The sequence below is a fragment of the Pseudenhygromyxa sp. WMMC2535 genome, assembly GCF_011083025.2.
Genome location: NZ_JABJWV010000001.1, coordinates 1588765 through 1604521, shown reverse-complemented (window position 1 = coordinate 1604521; position 15757 = coordinate 1588765). Strand labels below are relative to the sequence as shown.

Sequence of the window (15757 nt, the reverse complement as noted above, 5' to 3'; positions counted from 1 at the left end):
CGGCTACTTCTTGGGGACGAGCTCGTAGAACAACCAGTCGCCGTTGATGTAGGTCTCGGCGACGCGCTTGATGTCCTTGGTGCTGACCTCGCGGTAACGCTCGAGGTCGGTGAGCACGCGCTTGGGGTCGTCGTAGAACGCTGCGCCGTTGGCGATGGCCAGGGCCCGGCCCTGGTTGGTGGCCAGGGTGCTGACGCTCTGCATCAGCTGCTGGTTGACGGCCTTCTCGAGCTCCTTGGCGGAGACGCCCTTCTTGGCGATCTTCTCGAGCTCGGACTGGAGCGTGGACTTGACCTCGTCGAGGTGCTGCTCGCCCTCCTCGGTGGGCACGCCGAAGAAGAGCATGCCGCCGGCGTCGCGGAAGCCGAATATGTGGCCGCCGCCGGAGAAGGCGGTCCACTTCTTCTCGTCGCTCATGATCTTGGGCACGCGCGCCGACTCGCCGCCGAACAAGATGTTGCCGAGCAGCTCGAGGGCGGGGCGATCCGCGTGGCCGTCGCCGACCGTCGGCCAGGCCCAGATCCACTGGGTCTGCTGGGCCTTGTCGTCGCTGAGCTGCTTTTCGAGCTTGCGGCCGCGGACCATCTCGCCGACGGTGGTCTCGGGCTTGTCGGCGCCCCTGGGGATCCCGCCGAAGTAGTGGGTGACCCGGTCCTGGACCGTGGCGAAGTCGACGTCGCCGACGATGACCATGACGGCGTTGTTGGGCCGGTAGTAGGTCTCGAAGAACTCGATCGCGTCCTTGGGATCGGCGGCGTCGAGGTCCTCGAGCGCGCCGATCGGCATGTGCGCGTAGGTCGTGCCCTCGAACAGGGCGGCGACGATCTCCTCGAAGGCCTTGGCGAAGGGCTGGTTGTCCCCGCGGTCCTTCTCGGACTTGACGGCCTCGCGCTGCACGGAGAACGCGTCGTCGGTGATCTCGAGGTACTGGAGGCGGTCGGCCTCACCCCACAGGACCATGTCGAGGTACTGGCTGGGGATGTTGTGGAAGTAGACCGTCTGATCGAAGCTGGTGAAGGCGTTGATGTACCCGCCGGCCTTCTCGGTGTACTCGCCGATCGCGTTGTCGGGCAGGTTCTTCGAGCCCTGGAACATCATGTGCTCGAAGAAGTGGGCGAAGCCAGTCCGTCCGGCGACCTCGTCGCGCGAGCCCACGTCGTAGGTGATGTTGATCGTGAACGCGGGGGTGGAGTGGTCTTCGACCACGTAGACCCGCATGCCGTTGTCGAGGGTGAAGTCCTTGATGTCGAGGTCGATCGCCAGCGCGTCCTTTTTGGACTTGGCTGCGTTGGCGGGCTGCGTCAGCGCCACGGCGCCGATCATCGGCAGCGCCAATGCGCCGACGAGGGCGAGGCGCATGAATTTGGGACGAACTGTCATCTGTTTCTCTCCTCCAACAACGCGTTGGCCGGCGCACACTAGCACACACCTGCCTGGAGACAGGGCGGCCCCGCCTGGACCGCCGTGTCCTGACTCATACAGCCATGCTGAAACCCGAACACAGGCTGGAATCTTCACCCGCTGCCTCGCGTGGGCTATGCACGACCCTGATGTCTCGCTCGCTTCGACCCATCGCCGGCGCGCTCTGCCTGTTCGCGTGTTCTGTCGCCTGCAACGAAAAGGACGATGACTCGGGCGGCAAGGCCGAGGCTGGGGCCGCCGCCGGGGAGGCGCAGGCCGAGGACGAAGACGAGGAAGAGGGCGCTCAGGAGGCGCAGGAGGGCGCTGAGGCGGCCGCCGAGGAGGCGGGCGAGGACGCGGCCGCGGCCGAGGCCGGGGCGGAAGAAGGCCTCGTCGATGTCGACCCTGGCCCGCCCAAACCTCCCGAGGGCTACGGCGATCTCGTCTTCCCCGAGCCCAAGCCGAGCGAGGACGAGCTCCCGCTCTACGGGCTCGCCGGCTACGAGGTCGTCGGCATCTACGAAAAACCAAGTAAGGAATCAAACAGCCTCGGCTTCTTGCGCATTGGAACCCGAATGCGCGTGGGCGAGGCGATCGAGACCGAGGATTGTCGTCAGGGCTGGCATGAGCTCGCCTCCGGCGGCTACGCCTGCGCCAGCCGTGGGCTGGTGGTGGACAAGCGCGATCCCTACATGGGCTACAAGCCCAGCGCCCCTCGCCTCGACGAGCCCTTCCCCTACGACTGGGCCTACGTTCGCAAGTGGAACACGCCGATGTGGTGGCGGGCGCCGACCCCCGAGGAGTACGAGGCCAGCATCGAGAAGCAGGCGATCCTCGAGGCCGAGCGCACGGGGGTGCCGCTGCCGAGCGAAGAGCCCGCTGCCCCGGCGGCCGGCGGTGGCGCTGCGGCGGGCGGTGGCGAGGGAGCCACTGAAGGTGGCGCGGGCGGTGACGCCGGCGGGGCCGGAGCGGGCGGGGCCGGAGAGGCCGTGGCGGCGGGAGATGGCGGCGCAGCCGGAGATGGCGGCGCGGCCGGAGATGGCGGCGCGGCCCCGGATCCGCAGCCGGCGGCGGTCGAGCCCGCGCCCACGCCCGTGCCTCCCGCCGAGGAGGAGGTGGAAGAGGAGGAGCCGATCAAGGTGCCGATGAGCGCCTCGACGCCCTGGCTCGAGAAGGGCTACTTCCTGTCCCTGGGCGAGGTGCTGCGCGAGGGCAGCCGCAGCTACTGGCGGACCGCTCGCGGCGGGATCGTCGAGAAGTCCGCGGCCTTCCCCTACGAGCCCAAGGACTACGCGGGCGCCGAGATCCGCGAGGGCATGACCTTCCCGGTCGGCTTCGTGATGGCCAAGAACGGCACCAAGCTGCTGCGCCTGGGCGATGACGACAAGCTCCACTCCACGGGCAAGCAGCTCGACAAGCGCACTTTCCTCGACCTCGGCGAGGAGGTCGAGGTCAGCGGTCGGACCTACTTCACGGTGATCCCCCTTCCGCCCGAGGGTGAGGGCGAGGGTGAGGGTGAGGACGGTGGCGCGGCCGTCGAGGCGGCTGGCGGTGCCGAGGCGGGCTCCGAGGAGGGCGCCGCGGCCGAGGAGGCGCCGAGCGAGGAGCTGCTCTTGGTCAAGGCCGACGTCATGCGCCTGCCGGAGCTCCAGCCGATCCCCGAGGGCCTCGAGCCCTGGGACCGCTGGGTCGACGTCGACCTGACCAAGCAGATCCTCGTGGCCTACGAGGGCGCGCGACCGGTCTATGTCACGCTGGTCTCGACGGGCAAGAAGGGCACCAACGAGGAGCCCTTCGACACGCCCACGGGTCGCTTTCGCGTCTACAGCAAGCAGGTCACCTCCAACATGGACGGGACCACGGCGACCGACGGCAACTACGCGATCCAGGACGTCCCCTGGGTGATGTACTTCGAGGGCAGCTACGCCCTGCACGGGGCCTTTTGGCACCGCAGCTTCGGCTACGTGCGCAGCCACGGCTGCGTGAACCTCGGGCCCAGCGACGCGCGCTGGCTGTTCTTCTGGACCACGCCCTTCCTGCCCGAGGGCTGGCACGGCGTCCGCTCCACCGACGAGAGCCCGGGGACCACGATCGTCATCCGCCGGTCCGAGCCCGAGGAGTGAGGGCGGCTGGGCTGGCCTGGTTCGACTGGGCTGGCCCGGCTCAGACGACGCCGGGCAGGTGAATGTCGACGATCGTCCCGCCTTCGGTCCTGATCGCGATGGTCCCGCCGTGCTGCTGGATCAGCGAGTGGCTGATCGCCATGCCCAGGCCGGTGCCCATGGGCTTGGTCGAGAAGAAGGGCTCGAAGATCCGCAGCAGGATGTCCTCGGGGATGCCGGGGCCGTCGTCGGCGATGCGGATCACGACCATGTCCTCTTCGCGGGCCAAGCTGACGTCGACGCTGCCGCCGCTGTCGGTGAGCGCCTCGAGGGCGTTGCGGATCACGTTGATCAGCACCTGCTGGAGCTTGCTGCGGTCGCCCTCGACGTGGAGCTGGGGCTCGTGGAGCTCGCAGCGCAGCTCGATGGCCTCGCGCTCGGCCTCGGGCACGAGCAGCTCGATGACCTGGCGGACGAGGATGGCCATGTCGAAGCGGCGCAGGTGGAGGTCGGCGGGGCGAGCGAAGCGCAGGAAGTCCTCGACGAGGTGCGAGAGCCGGGCGAGCTCGTTTTGGACCACGGACACGGGCTCGAGCAGCTTGGGATCCTCGGAGACCTTGACCAGCCGGCGCTCGAGCAGCTGGAGCTGCAAGCTGGCGGCGTTGAGGGGGTTGCGGATCTCGTGGGCGAGGCCCGCGGACAAGGTGCCGACGGCGGCGAGCTTCTCGGCGATCCGGGCCCGGCGCTCGAGGTCGCGAGACTCGCGGCGCAGGCGGACCTTCTCGAGGGCGCGGCCGACCGTGGCCAGGAGATCCGCGGGGTCGAAGGGCTTGAGCACGTAGGCGTAGGCCTCGCGGCCGACGGCCTCGATCGCGTCGTCGAGGGAGGCGTTGCCGGTGATCAGCAAGACCTCGCTGAAGCCGTCGCCGCTGGCGCGCAGCTCGGGCAGCAAGGTCAGCCCGGTGGCGTCGGGCAGGCGGATGTCGACCAGGGCGACGTCGAAGCCGCTCTGGGCGCGCTCGAGGGCCTCCGAGGCCCGGGCCGCGCGAGACACCCGAGCGCCCTCTTCTTCGAGGATCTCGGTCAGGTTCTCGACCAGATCGTCGTGGTCGTCGACGAGTAGAATATGGGCGTCTTGCAGCGGGACTTGGCGGATCACACCAGCTCCCGCAAGCGCTCTAAGAGGTTGGGGACGGCGAAGGGCTTGGTCAGCACGACCATGTCGCCGTCGTTGTCGCCGTTGTCTTCTCCGCTGCGCTCGCGCAGGCCCTCTGGGTAGCCGGTCATGATGATCACCGGGCGCCGGCTGCCGTCGGGGCGGTGCAGGAGCTCGCGCGCGAGCAGCAGGCCGTCGCCGTCGGGCAGGCGCAGGTCGATGAGCGCTGCGCGGAAGTCGATGGCCTCGGCGAGGCGGCGGGCGAAGTCGAGGTTGGCCGCCGGGTGCGGGAGGACCCCGCGCTCCTCGCTGAGCACGTCGGCGAGGTTCGAGCACAAGGACGCGTCGTCGTCGACGATCAGCACCGGGGCCTCGGCCACGGCCACGCGCTCGACGAGCTCGAGGAAGGCGTCGAGGTCGATGGGCTTGTGGACCACGGCGAGCGCGCCCGACTCGTGGGCGCGCCGCAGGGTGTCGCGGTCGGCGTAGCCGGTCATGACGAGGACCGGGGTGCCAGGGCTGCGCCGTTTGAGGATCTCGAGCAGCTCGAGGCCGTCGCGCCCGGGCATGCGCACGTCGGTGACCACCAGGCTCCACGCCTGACGCTCGAAGGCCTGGATGGCCTCGTCGGCGTCGCGGGCTAGGCCGACCTCGACGCCGAGGTCGTCGAGGATCTCAGCGATGTTCTCGGTGAGCTCTTCGTTGTCATCGATGACGAGGACCGAAGTCACGGCGGCGCTGGGCATGAGTCAATGCGGCTGGCTGGGAGGCACGGCCTCCGGCAGGTGTATTTCTACCATCGCGCCACCGTCGGCGCGATTGGCCGCGCGGACGCTGCCTCCGTGGCGCTCGGCCACGCTCTTGACTAGGGCCAGGCCCAGACCCGTGCCGGTGGCCTTGGTCGTGACGAGCGGCTCGAAGATGAGAGGCAAAGTGTCCGGATCGAAGCCCGCGCCGCGGTCGAGCACGGAGATCTTGACCTTCTGGTCTTCGTGCTCCAGGCGCAGGCTGATCTCACCCGAGCCGTTGCGCTGCGCCTGAACCGCGTTGATCAGCAAGTTGATCAGCGCCTGCTTGAGCAGCGCGGTGTCCACCCACAAGGTCAAGTCGTCGAATCCGTGGACCTCGACGGCGATCCGCCCGGGGACCGCCGCGGCCTCGAGCGCGGCCTCGAGCAGCTCGCGCGCCGAGATATTGTCCCGCCGCGGGGACTGGTTGCGGGCCATCTCCAGGAGGTGGGTGATGATCGCGTCGCACTCGTCGATCTGGTGGGCGATCTTCTCGATGTGCTTGGCGGCGCGGGGGTCTTCTTGGGTGCGCCGGCGCAGGATGTAGAGCGAGGACTCCATCACGCTCAGCGGGTTGCGCAGGTCGTGGCCGATGCTCGCGGCGAGCTGGCCGATGGTCGCGAGGCGCTCGCGTCGGCGCAGGCGCTCGTCGGTCTCGATCTTGTAGGTCTCGAGCATGATCGCCAGCTCGAGATCGAAGAGCCGGTCGATGGCCGCGTTGAGCTCGCGCACCTCGGCGACGCTGTAGGCGTCGCCGAGGTCGTGGACGACCTCGCGGAAGTCCAGGCGCATGACGTTGATCGCCGTGACCATGTAGCGCTGGGGCAGGCCGATGCGCACGTGGACGTGGCCGATGCGAGCGCGCCGCTGGCAAAACTCGTCGTCGTGGGGCCCCTCGAGGCCGGAGCGCATCCACTCGATCAGCGTCTGCTTGAGACGCTCGATCTGGGCCTCGCCGCCGGTGATCGCCTCGTGTGCGCCGGGGTGGGCGACGATGCACTCGTAGAAGTGCTCGGCGATGCGCTGAAAGTGTGGCTCGGCGAGGGGGAGGAAGCGCCGCAGCGAGGCCGCGTCCTCGGGGCCGAAGCCCACGTAGTCCGCGATCTCGGAGAAGAAGCCAGACAAGTCGGCGTCGAGGGCGGCCTTGTTTGACATGGGGTGTTGCATGGCACCGTTCAGGCGCAGAGCTGGGCTAGCGCCCGCAGCGCGTCAGTCGTGGTGAACACACCGACAACGCTGTCCTCGTTGTCGTCAGCGACGATGATCGCCGTGCCGATGCGCTGCTCGGCCATGTGCGTGGCGACCTCGCGCAAGCTCGCGCCGGCGCCGACGGTCCACGGCTCTTGGGTCATGGCCTCCTCGACGCGGACGCTGGCGATGTCGACGCTCGGGATGGACTCGACGAGCGCGATGTCGCGGTCGCTGACGATCCCGACGAGGTGGCCGCCGTGGAGCACGGGGAGATGGCGGACCTGCCAGTGGTGCATGCGCTCGCGCGCCTCGGCCAGACTCTGGTCGTCGCCGATGGTGTGGGGCTGGCCCGTCATCCACTCGCCGACTCGCTGCTGAGATGTGCTCATTGCCGACCACCATAGTGGGAAGGCCAGCGGGTTGCATCTGCAAGATTTGCCTGACTTTTTTGGGTTCGGGATCCCAAAAACACCCAGTCACGAGAGGCTTCGAGTGTCGAATCCTCGCGTAGATCGAATCAAGGTCAGGTTAGAGCCATGACGCGGTTTCGTGGCCTCCGGGGGCGCGCGTGCTGCGGAACCAAGCCGGGGGCGCGCTGCCTGCTTCGAATCCGAGCGTGGCCTCGAGCCGCGGTGTTGCAACAGCCGTGGACGTGGCGCTCTGTCCTCGCCCTAACCCGGTTCAGTGGCGACAATGGTCAGGCGGCCGAGGTCGCGACGCGTTCCAACAGAAAATCTTGCTGTCCGACGTGCGCTGGCCTGCGTTGTCGGGCTCACGAAGGGTGATAGAGCCCCAGTGCCGACGAGGAGCTTCGGGACATGTCCGACCTATTCGCCGCCCGCAGTCAGATGGCCATCTCCCTGGCCTTCCACATCCTATTCGCCATCGCCGGCATGGCCATGCCCGTGCTGATGTCCCTGGCCGAGGGTCGCTACCTGCGGACGGGGGAGCCCGAGGCCCTCGAGCTCGCCAAGCGCTGGGCCAAGGGCACGGCGATCTTGTTCGCCGTCGGGGCGGTCTCGGGCACGGTGCTCAGCTTCGAGCTCGGGCTGCTGTGGCCGGAGTTCATGCGCCACGCCGGGCCGCTGGTTGGCATGCCCTTCTCGCTCGAGGGCTTCGCCTTCTTCCTCGAGGCGATCTTCTTGGGCCTCTATCTCTACGGCTGGGACAAGCTGCCGGCCAAGGTCCACCTGGCCACGGGCTGGGGCGTGGCCGCCTGCGGGTTGCTCTCGGCGGTCTTCGTGACCGCCGTCAACGCGTGGATGAACGAGCCGGCGGGCTTCACCCTGGTCGACGGCCAGTTCACGGAGATCCGTCCGTGGGAGGCGATGTTCAACGGGGCGTTCTTCTCCCAGGCCCTGCACATGGCCCTGGCCGCCTACGCGGCGGTGGCCGTGGCCGCCCTGGGGATCCACGGCTGGGCGCTGCGCCGCAACCCCAACCATGCCCTGCACCGCACGGCCTTTCGCCTGGCCCTGGCCCTGGCGGTGGTCGCCGTGCCTGCGCAGATCGTCAGCGGAGACCTCTCGGCCAAGCACGTCGCCGCGCACCAGCCGACCAAGCTGGCCGCCGCCGAGTCGCTGTTCGTGACCCAGAAGCGGGCGCCCCTGGCGATCGGCGGCCTGCCCGACGAGGAGGCCATGGAGCTGCGCGCGGCCGTGGAGATCCCCGGCGGGCTGAGCTTCTTGGCCTTCGCCGACTTCGACGCCGAGGTCCAGGGCCTGGATCAGACCCCGCGCGAGCTGTGGCCGCCGGTCGCCGTGGTCCACGTCGCGTTTCAGATCATGGTGGGCTGCGGCTTTGCGATGCTCGGCCTGGTGGGCTTCGGCGGGCTGATGTGGTGGCGGGCGCGCAAGCAGCCCGAGCGCGCGCCCTGGCGCTCGCGCTTGTTCTTGAGCCTGAGCGTGCTCGCGGGGCCGCTGGGCCTGGTCGCGATCGAGGCGGGCTGGGTCGTCACCGAGGTCGGACGGCAGCCGTGGATCATCCAGGGGGTCATGAAGACCGCCGACGCGGTCACGCCGATGCCCCAGCTGAGCGTGCCGCTGATCGCCTTCAGCCTGCTCTACGCCGTGCTCGGCGTGGTGGTGCTCGTGCTCCTGCGCAACCATGTCATGGCCAGCACCGCGCCCGCGCCGGGCTCGACCAAGCCCAAGCCCGAGCCCGAGCCCGGGTCGAAGGCGGTGGCGTCGTGACCGAGCAGATGGTCTTTGCGCTGCTCGGGGTCGCGGTGATCGCCTACGCGCTCACGGCTGGGGCGGACTTTGGCGGCGGCCTGTGGGACCTGCTCGCCGGCCTGAGCCCCGCGGATCGCCGCGAGCGCCAGCGGGCCTTGATCGCCGAGGCCATCGCCCCGATCTGGGAGGTCAACCACATCTGGATGATCTTCGTGGTCGTGGTGCTCTTCACCGTGTTCCCGCGGGCCTTCGCGGCGGTGTCGACGGCGCTGCACATCCCGATCCTGCTCGCGCTCTTCGGCGTGGTCCTGCGCGGCTCGGCCTTCGTGTTTCGGGCCTACGGTCTCCAGCCCGACGACCGGCGCGCGCGCTGGGGCCGGATCTTCGCCTGGGCCAGCACCCTGACCCCGATCTTCCTGGGCACGATCCTGGCCGCGCTGTCTTCGGGTCAGCTCGCGCTCACCCTCGAGCCCGAGGGCGGGGTGCGGGTCGAGTCGGGCTTCCTCGCCGGCTGGACCTCAGCGCTGGCCTGGGCCGTGGGCGTGTTCACGCTGGCCCTGTTCGCGCTGCTCGCCGCCGTCTACCTCGCCCGCGAGGCCGAGGTCGCTGGCGACGAGGCGCTGCGCGACGGCTTTCGTCGCCGGGCGCTGATCACCGAGGTCGTCGCGGGGGCCCTCGCGGCCCTGGTCCTGGTCATCGCGGCGACGGCCGAGGATAGGGCGCTCTTCGACGGCCTGCTCCACGCGAGCTGGTCGATCCCTGCGCAGGTGCTCACGGCCCTGAGCGCCGCCGGGGTGATGATCGCCCTCGTCCGTGGGCGCCTCCGGGCCGCGCGGGTCCTGGCCATGACTCAGGTCGGCCTGGTGGTCCTGGGCTGGGGCCTGGCGATGAACGGCCACCTGATCCTGCCCGACATGCACATCGCAGACGCCGGCGCCGAGCCGGCCGTGCTGGCCTCCCTGCCCTGGGTGCTCCTGGGTGGATCCGTGATCTTCGCGCCGGCGCTGTTCTGGCTGTTTCGCATCTTCAAGTCGCCCAAAGTGGTCACTGCGCCGCGCTGAGGGCCACGCACGACGCCGCGCGAAATTGCGCGGGAGGAAATTTTTCGCCGACATGATCGAGTCGCGGCCTCGGGGATACCTAGGAGTTGTTCCCCGAGAGCGTTGACATGAACCGACTTCAGCTTCAGCACACCCTCCTCGCCTTGTGCCTGCCTCTTCTCGGCGCGGGCCTGACCGGCTGCTTCGCCGACGACAGCGGGGCCGACGACAGCGGGGGCGATGACCTCGGCAACACCGGCGCCCAAGAAGAGGGCGGAGAGTCGGGCGGCTACGGCGAGGAAGACGAGGGCGGCGGGACCGACGGCTCGTCGGGGGGAGACGACTGGGGCGAGGAGAGCACCGGGTCCACGGACGGCGGCGCTGATGAGGGCTACGGCGACGATACCGGCGACGACTACGGCGAGGACAGCTCCGACGACCAGGCGGAGGAGACCGACACCGACACGGAGACCGACACCGGGGATCCGGAGTGCGACGAGGACAGCGACGTGGTCCTCTACCTGTCCCCCGACGACAGCAACTCCATGTCCTCGCCGGTGCAGCTGCGCGAGCGCGTGCTCAACGAGGGCGGCAGCACGCTCACGGGCATCCCGATCCGCACCTGGGAGTTCATGAACTACTACGGCTTCGAGTACGAGCCGGCGGGCGACGGCGAGCTCGCGCTCTACTCGGCCATGGCCCCGGTCGAGGGCGAGGAGGCGCGCTGGCGCATGCAGATCGGCGTGAGCTCCGAGGTCATGACCCCCGAGGAGCGCCCGCCGATGAACGTGACCTTGGTGCTCGACACCTCGGGGTCCATGGGCGGCGAGCCGATCGAGCTGCTGCGCGAGACCTGCCGGGCGATCGCCGCCCAGCTCAAGGAGGGCGACACGGTCTCGATGGTCGAGTGGAACATCGAAGACTCGTGGACCCTGGCCGGCTACGCCGTCGACGGCCCCAACGATCCCTTGTTGCTCGAGAAGGTCGAAGAGATCGTCCACGGCGGCGGGACCGACCTCTACGGCGGGCTCGAGTCGGGCTACAACCTGGCCCAGTCGGTCTACGAGTCCGACGCCCTCAACCGCCTGGTGCTGATCTCCGACGGTGGCGCGAACGCGGGCATCACCGATATCGAGCTGATCGCCGAGAACGCCGCCTTCGGCGGCTCCGACGGCATCTACCTGGTCGGCGTCGGCGTCGACGAGAACTCGAGCTACAACGACGAGCTCATGGACACGGTCACCGACGCGGGCAAGGGCGCCTCGGTGTTCATGGCCAGCGAAGAGGAGGTCTGGAAGGTCTTCGGCGACGACTTCGAGTCGACCATGGCGATCGCCGCGCGCAACGTCCAGGTCGAGCTGAGCATGCCGCCGGGATTCGAGATCGTGAAGTTCAGCGGCGAGGAGTTCAGCGGGGATCCCAAGGAGATCGAGCCCCAGCACCTCGCGCCCAACGACGCCATGGTCTTCCATCAGCAGGTCGAGACCTGCGCCCCGGACCTCGCCGGGCCCGACGCCTCGATCGCGGTCAAGGTGACCTGGGAGGACCCCTGGACGTTCGAGACCAAGGAGCTGTCCGAGGCGTGGAGCATCGACGAGCTCACGGGCATGGACCAGGCGCTGCTGCTCAAGGGCGCGGCGGTGCTCGCCTACGCCGAGTCGATGCAGGCCTACAAGAGCGCCTACAGCGACACGCAAAAGAGCGCCGCGCTGGCGCCGGCCTTCGCGGCCATCGCCCCGGCGCAGGCGGCCATGCCGACCGACGCCGACCTGCTCGAGATCGCCTCGGTGCTCGCGGCGCTCAACCCCTGACTCGGGGAGGGCGCGGCGCCTCGGCCCGCGCCCGACATGATTTCTTTCCGATCGTCCTCGCGTGTGGTTGGAGGGCGGCGTGGCTGGGGGGCCGCGTCGCCCTCCATTTTTATTTGCGGCGCGCGCGAGCGCGGCGAGCCAGGGCCGCGAGCTCCGGGTCTGGATCCTCGACCGCCCGCTCGAGGGCCGCGCTGGCCTCGGCGCTCAGCGGGCCGCGTCCGTTGCCCATGGCCAGGAGCGCGTTGCGGCGCAGGGCCCTGCGAGGGATGCGGTTGAGCGCGGTCTGTTTGACGAACTGACGGTGCTGGTTGTTGCCGATCACCGCCAGGCGCGGGAGCTCGGGCGTGCGCGGGCGACCCGGGGGCGGGGGCAGCCAAGCGTTGGCGGGCACCCGCGCGGGGCGGGTCTCGGAGCGGTTGTAGGGGCAGACCTCCTGGCACAGGTCGCAGCCGGCGACGCGCTCGCCCATGGCCGCGGCGAGGGCCTCGGGGATCGTCCCGCGGTGCTCGATGGTCAGGTAGGCGACGCAGCGCCGCGGGTCGAGGTCGCCGGGGGCGTCGAAGGCCTGGGTGGGGCAGGCGTCGAGGCACAGCCGGCAGCTGCCGCAGGCCGACCACGGCTGGCCGTGGGTCGCGTGGCTGTCGGCGAGGTCTGGGCCGGCCCAGATCGCGGTGGTCAGCAGCGCGCCGATGAGCACGTAGCTGCCCAGGCCCGGGACGATCAGGCAGCCGTTCTTGCCCAAGAAGCCGAGCCCGGCGAGGACCGCCGCGCTGCGCTCGAGCAGCGGCTTGGTGTCGACGCAGATCAGCGAGGACACGCCGGGCAGCCGGGTCGCGAGCCGGGCGGCGAGGGCCTCGAGGCGGCGGTGGAGCTCGGTGTGGTAGTCGGCCGACTGGGCGTAGCGGGCGATCGGCCCGGCCTCGCCGGCGTAGGGGACCACGGCGACCAGGGCCGAGCGCGCGCCGGGGAGCATCTGCGCCGGGTCTTTGCGGACCGCGGCGGTCCGCCGCATGAAGCCCATCTCGCCCTCGAAGCCGCGCTCGAGGTAGCGCTCGAGGGCCGCGCGCGCCGGGGCGAAGCCGGGGTGCTCGAGGTCGACGGCGCCGAGGCGGAGCAGGCCCAGGTCTCGCTCGGCCTCGGCGGCGAGGGCCGCGAGCGCGGCCTCGTCGAGGATGTGGGCGGCGCTCAGTCCCAAGACGTGCAGACCGAGCCGTCGTCTTGGTTGAGCCAGCTGATCGTCGACTCGGCGGCCTTGACCCACTCGGAGGGCGCCCCGAGGTCACCGTGGACGACGGCCTCGAAGAGCTGCACGGCGTAGCCGCAGTCACCCAGGCCGACGTAGGCCGAGCCCGCCCAGTAGTAGATGTAGGCGATCCAGTCGTGCTCCCAGTAGCTGTCGGCGAACTCGGCGAAGTAGCTCAGGGCCTCCCAGTAGTTGCCGAGCTCGTGCTCGGCCACGCCCATGAAGAACAGCGAGTAGGGCACGTAGGCGTCGTCGGGGTTGAGGCTCTTCCAGGTCGCGAAGGCCGCCCGGGCGTCCTCGTACTTGCCGGCGGTGTAGAGCGCGTAGGCCTCGTCGAAGAGCTCGCTCGAGTCCTTGGGCTCGGGGCCGCCGCCGGCCGAGTCGCTGCCCCCGGGCAGCAAGGTCAGCTCGAAGACGTCGATCTCCGCGGCCTCGTAGCTCTTGGGCGCGAGCTCGAGGTCCTGCGACTGCCAGTAGTCCCAGGACTCGGCGCTGCCGCTGGTCGACTTGGCCCACACCCGGACCTTTTGAGCCTGGAGCATGAAGGGCTCGTGGGTGGGGTCGTCGAGGTTGAGCGCCTTGCCCTTGGCCAGGGTGTAGTCGGCGGTCTTGCTCGACTTGCCGGGGGTGCCCGGGAGCCACTGCCACTTGCCGTCGCGCTTGGTGTACCACTGGACGTCGAGGGCCACGTTTTGGCCGCTGTCGTTGGTCACCCGCAAGTTGCGCTCGCTGAAGGTCTGGAGCTTGGCGCTCTGATCGCTGCTGCCCTGGGCGTCCTCGTTTTGGGCGACCATCGCCCAGGCCGCGTAGGCGCCGACGCTGTTGCTGTCGTACTCGATCCACATGTGCCCGGACTCGCCCCAGTTGCTGCCCCAGGAGTTGCGCAGCAGCCAGGCCCCGCGGGCGTCGTCCCAGCCGATCAGCGCGACGGCGTGGTTGACCTGGGTCGTGGACTTCTCGTCGAAGGTGCCGCCGGCGTAGGCGATGAAGGCCGGGGTCGCGGCCACGGCCGCGGTCAGCGGCCCGTACTTGCACATCGCGGCCTTGAGCTCGTCGACGGAGGGCTGGGCGCTGTAAGGATCGACGTAGGACCAGGCCTCGACCTCGTAGGGGGTCGAGCCGCTGTTCGAGCAGGTCTTGGCCGAGCCCTTGTAGGGGACCTTGGCCTCGGTCTGGAGCCCATCTTTGCCGCCGCCGAGCCAGTCGAAGATCGGGGCGTACCAGCCGCCGGAGCAGTTGCCGCCGCCGGAGCAGTCGAGGGCGTGCTGCTCCGAGAGATCGGACGAGCCGCCGTTGATGATCGCGTTGCTGCCCTCGAGCACGCCCACGGCGGCGAAGGCCCAGCAGCTGCCGCAGGTGTCCTGGTTGCGGATCGAGCCCAGCTGGGGCTGCCAGCTGAAGGCGTCGGCGCTCGGGGAGCAGATGTCGTCGAAGTCGGCGTTGCCGAGGGCCGCGGGCGTGTCGCCCGAGCCCGAGGCGCCGACCGGGGCCCCGAGCCCGCTGGGCTTGGCGCGCTTGCTGGACCTGGTCGCGGCCGTGGCCCGGGCGAGGTTGCGGACCATGAGGTTGCGGCCCTTGAGCACGCGCTTGGCCTTGGCGTCCTGCTGGGCGGCGTTGGCCAGGGGCTTGGCGGGGAGGTCGAGACCGGCGAGCTGGCGCACCGGCTTGTCCATGGCCGCGGTGTAGCCGACGGTGAAGCCGTACTTCTTCTTGGAGACCTGCTTGCGCAGGGAGGTGAGCTCCTTCTTGACCGCCCGCGGCGCCTTGTTCTCGCGGGTGGTGTAGGTGCTGGTCTTGCTCAGCACCCGGGGCGGCTTGGGCTGGGGGCGGCTGAGCACGCGCTTGGGCTTGGACTTGGCCCTGGCCTTGAACTGCTGTTTGGGCGCCGGCGGCTTGCCGGACTTGGGCTGCACGCGCTTGGGCTTGGCGCTGCTCGACTTGCTCGCGCTGGTCTTGGGGCTGGTCTTGCTCGAGCTCGTGCGGGTCGGCGCGCGGCTCTTGGAGCCCGGCGAGGTCCGAGCCGGGGGGAGAACATCAGGCCCAGGGACAGGGCGAGGAGGGCGACGGTGGCGGGGGAAGTCCAGGGCGCGGACATGGCGAGACTCTACAGGGCCCACAGACGAGGTGGCGGGACATTTTGTTCGACGCGGGCGGCTGAGTTAGCGTATGGGCGAACGCGCTCGTTCGGTCTCGCCATGCACTCCAGGTTCTCGCTTCTTTCGTCGCTCCTGACCCCTTGCGCGCTGGGCTGCGTGCTGCTCATCGCCGGCGTGGCCGAGGCCGCCCCCCCGAGCGTGGGCGGCGGCGACGCGAGCTCGGATCGGGGCCCCGAGGAGCAAGCTTGCCTCGACAAGCGAGTCGGTGACCCCTGCACCTCGGCCCTCGGCACGCCGGGGGCCTGCACCCAGGGGACCTGCAGCCGCCTCGACTACTCCCAGGGATCTCCCCCGCGCGCGGTCGAGGAGCCCTGCGTGGTTTGCAAGGAAGGCCCCGGACAGCCGCCGAAGCTCGGCGGGGACGGTGGTCAAAACGGCGCTGGGGAAGGCGGTCCTGGCCCGGGTCATGGCACGAAGGTGAGCGATGGTGACAAGCAGCCCCCGGAGTCCTCGAGCCGCTGCCAGCTCGCAGCCGACGAGCATGGGGCTGGCTCGCCCGCTTTGCTCGCGCTGATCTCCTTTGGCCTCGGTGGCCTCGGTGGCCTCGCGCGACGCCGCCGTCGCCAAAAAGCGTGAGTCCTCCCTCGGCTGCGTGGACTGTGACCGAGACGCCGTGAGTCGTCTCGCGCAACCCCCAAACGCCGGCACTTCTTGCGCCGCGGTCGCCAAACCTGCGTGCTAAGTAGCGTGTTCGT

General features: G+C 69.7%; 12 protein-coding genes. 5 read left to right on the top strand and 7 right to left on the bottom strand.

Annotated features, from left to right (window positions below; all coding sequences use genetic code 11):
- Positions 1-3: 3 nt before the first annotated feature.
- A complete protein-coding gene (locus G6O69_RS05965; RefSeq protein WP_172302562.1) occupies positions 4-1380 on the bottom strand; it encodes a pitrilysin family protein in 1377 nt (458 codons plus the stop codon).
- Between the two features lie 170 nt (positions 1381-1550).
- Between G6O69_RS05965 and G6O69_RS05960 the strand changes: the two genes are divergently transcribed.
- Positions 1551-3524, top strand: coding sequence for a L,D-transpeptidase (locus tag G6O69_RS05960; RefSeq protein ID WP_172302561.1), 1974 nt, complete (start codon positions 1551-1553; stop codon positions 3522-3524).
- Between the two features lie 40 nt (positions 3525-3564).
- Here the strand turns inward: G6O69_RS05960 and G6O69_RS05955 are convergent, their stop codons facing one another.
- From G6O69_RS05955 to G6O69_RS05940, 4 genes are read right to left on the bottom strand one after another with little or no spacing between them, the layout of a single operon-like run.
- On the bottom strand, positions 3565-4662 hold the full coding sequence (locus G6O69_RS05955; RefSeq protein WP_172302560.1) for an ATP-binding protein: 1098 nt from the start codon (positions 4660-4662) through the stop codon (positions 3565-3567).
- Positions 4659-5405, bottom strand: a complete 747-nt coding sequence (locus tag G6O69_RS05950) for a response regulator (protein WP_172302559.1) — start codon at positions 5403-5405, stop codon at positions 4659-4661. Before G6O69_RS05950 ends, G6O69_RS05955 begins: the two co-directional genes overlap by 4 nt.
- 3 nt (positions 5406-5408) lie before the next feature.
- A complete protein-coding gene (locus G6O69_RS05945) occupies positions 5409-6602 on the bottom strand; it encodes a protoglobin domain-containing protein (RefSeq protein ID WP_172302558.1) in 1194 nt (397 codons plus the stop codon).
- Positions 6603-6622: 20 nt separating this feature from the next.
- Complete coding sequence (locus tag G6O69_RS05940) at positions 6623-7027, bottom strand: CBS domain-containing protein (protein WP_172302557.1); 405 nt, start codon at positions 7025-7027, stop codon at positions 6623-6625.
- A 429-nt stretch (positions 7028-7456) separates the two neighbouring features.
- On the opposite strand from G6O69_RS05940, the gene G6O69_RS05935 reads away from it, so the two are divergent.
- From G6O69_RS05935 to G6O69_RS05925, 3 genes are all read left to right on the top strand, one after another.
- Complete coding sequence (locus G6O69_RS05935) at positions 7457-8830, top strand: cytochrome ubiquinol oxidase subunit I (protein WP_255215713.1); 1374 nt, start codon at positions 7457-7459, stop codon at positions 8828-8830.
- A complete protein-coding gene (locus G6O69_RS05930; protein ID WP_172302556.1) occupies positions 8827-9873 on the top strand; it encodes a cytochrome d ubiquinol oxidase subunit II in 1047 nt (348 codons plus the stop codon). Before G6O69_RS05935 ends, G6O69_RS05930 begins: the two co-directional genes overlap by 4 nt.
- A gap of 107 nt (positions 9874-9980) precedes the next feature.
- The gene (locus G6O69_RS05925) at positions 9981-11663 is read left to right on the top strand and encodes a VWA domain-containing protein (RefSeq protein WP_172302555.1); all 1683 of its coding nucleotides are present in this window, start codon (positions 9981-9983) and stop codon (positions 11661-11663) included.
- A gap of 109 nt (positions 11664-11772) precedes the next feature.
- On the opposite strand, the gene queG is transcribed toward G6O69_RS05925, so the two are convergent.
- Both queG and G6O69_RS05915 read right to left on the bottom strand, forming a co-directional pair.
- Positions 11773-12858: a tRNA epoxyqueuosine(34) reductase QueG gene (queG, locus tag G6O69_RS05920; protein WP_172302554.1), complete on the bottom strand. Its 1086-nt coding sequence runs from the start codon at positions 12856-12858 to the stop codon at positions 11773-11775.
- Positions 12849-15023: a C1 family peptidase gene (locus G6O69_RS05915; RefSeq protein WP_176396659.1), complete on the bottom strand. Its 2175-nt coding sequence runs from the start codon at positions 15021-15023 to the stop codon at positions 12849-12851. The genes queG and G6O69_RS05915 overlap by 10 nt, the downstream gene beginning before the upstream one ends.
- A 78-nt stretch (positions 15024-15101) precedes the next feature.
- Here G6O69_RS05915 and G6O69_RS05910 point away from each other — a divergent pair, with 78 nt between their 5' ends.
- Complete coding sequence (locus G6O69_RS05910; protein ID WP_176396658.1) at positions 15102-15638, top strand: hypothetical protein; 537 nt, start codon at positions 15102-15104, stop codon at positions 15636-15638.
- Positions 15639-15757 lie beyond the last annotated feature (119 nt).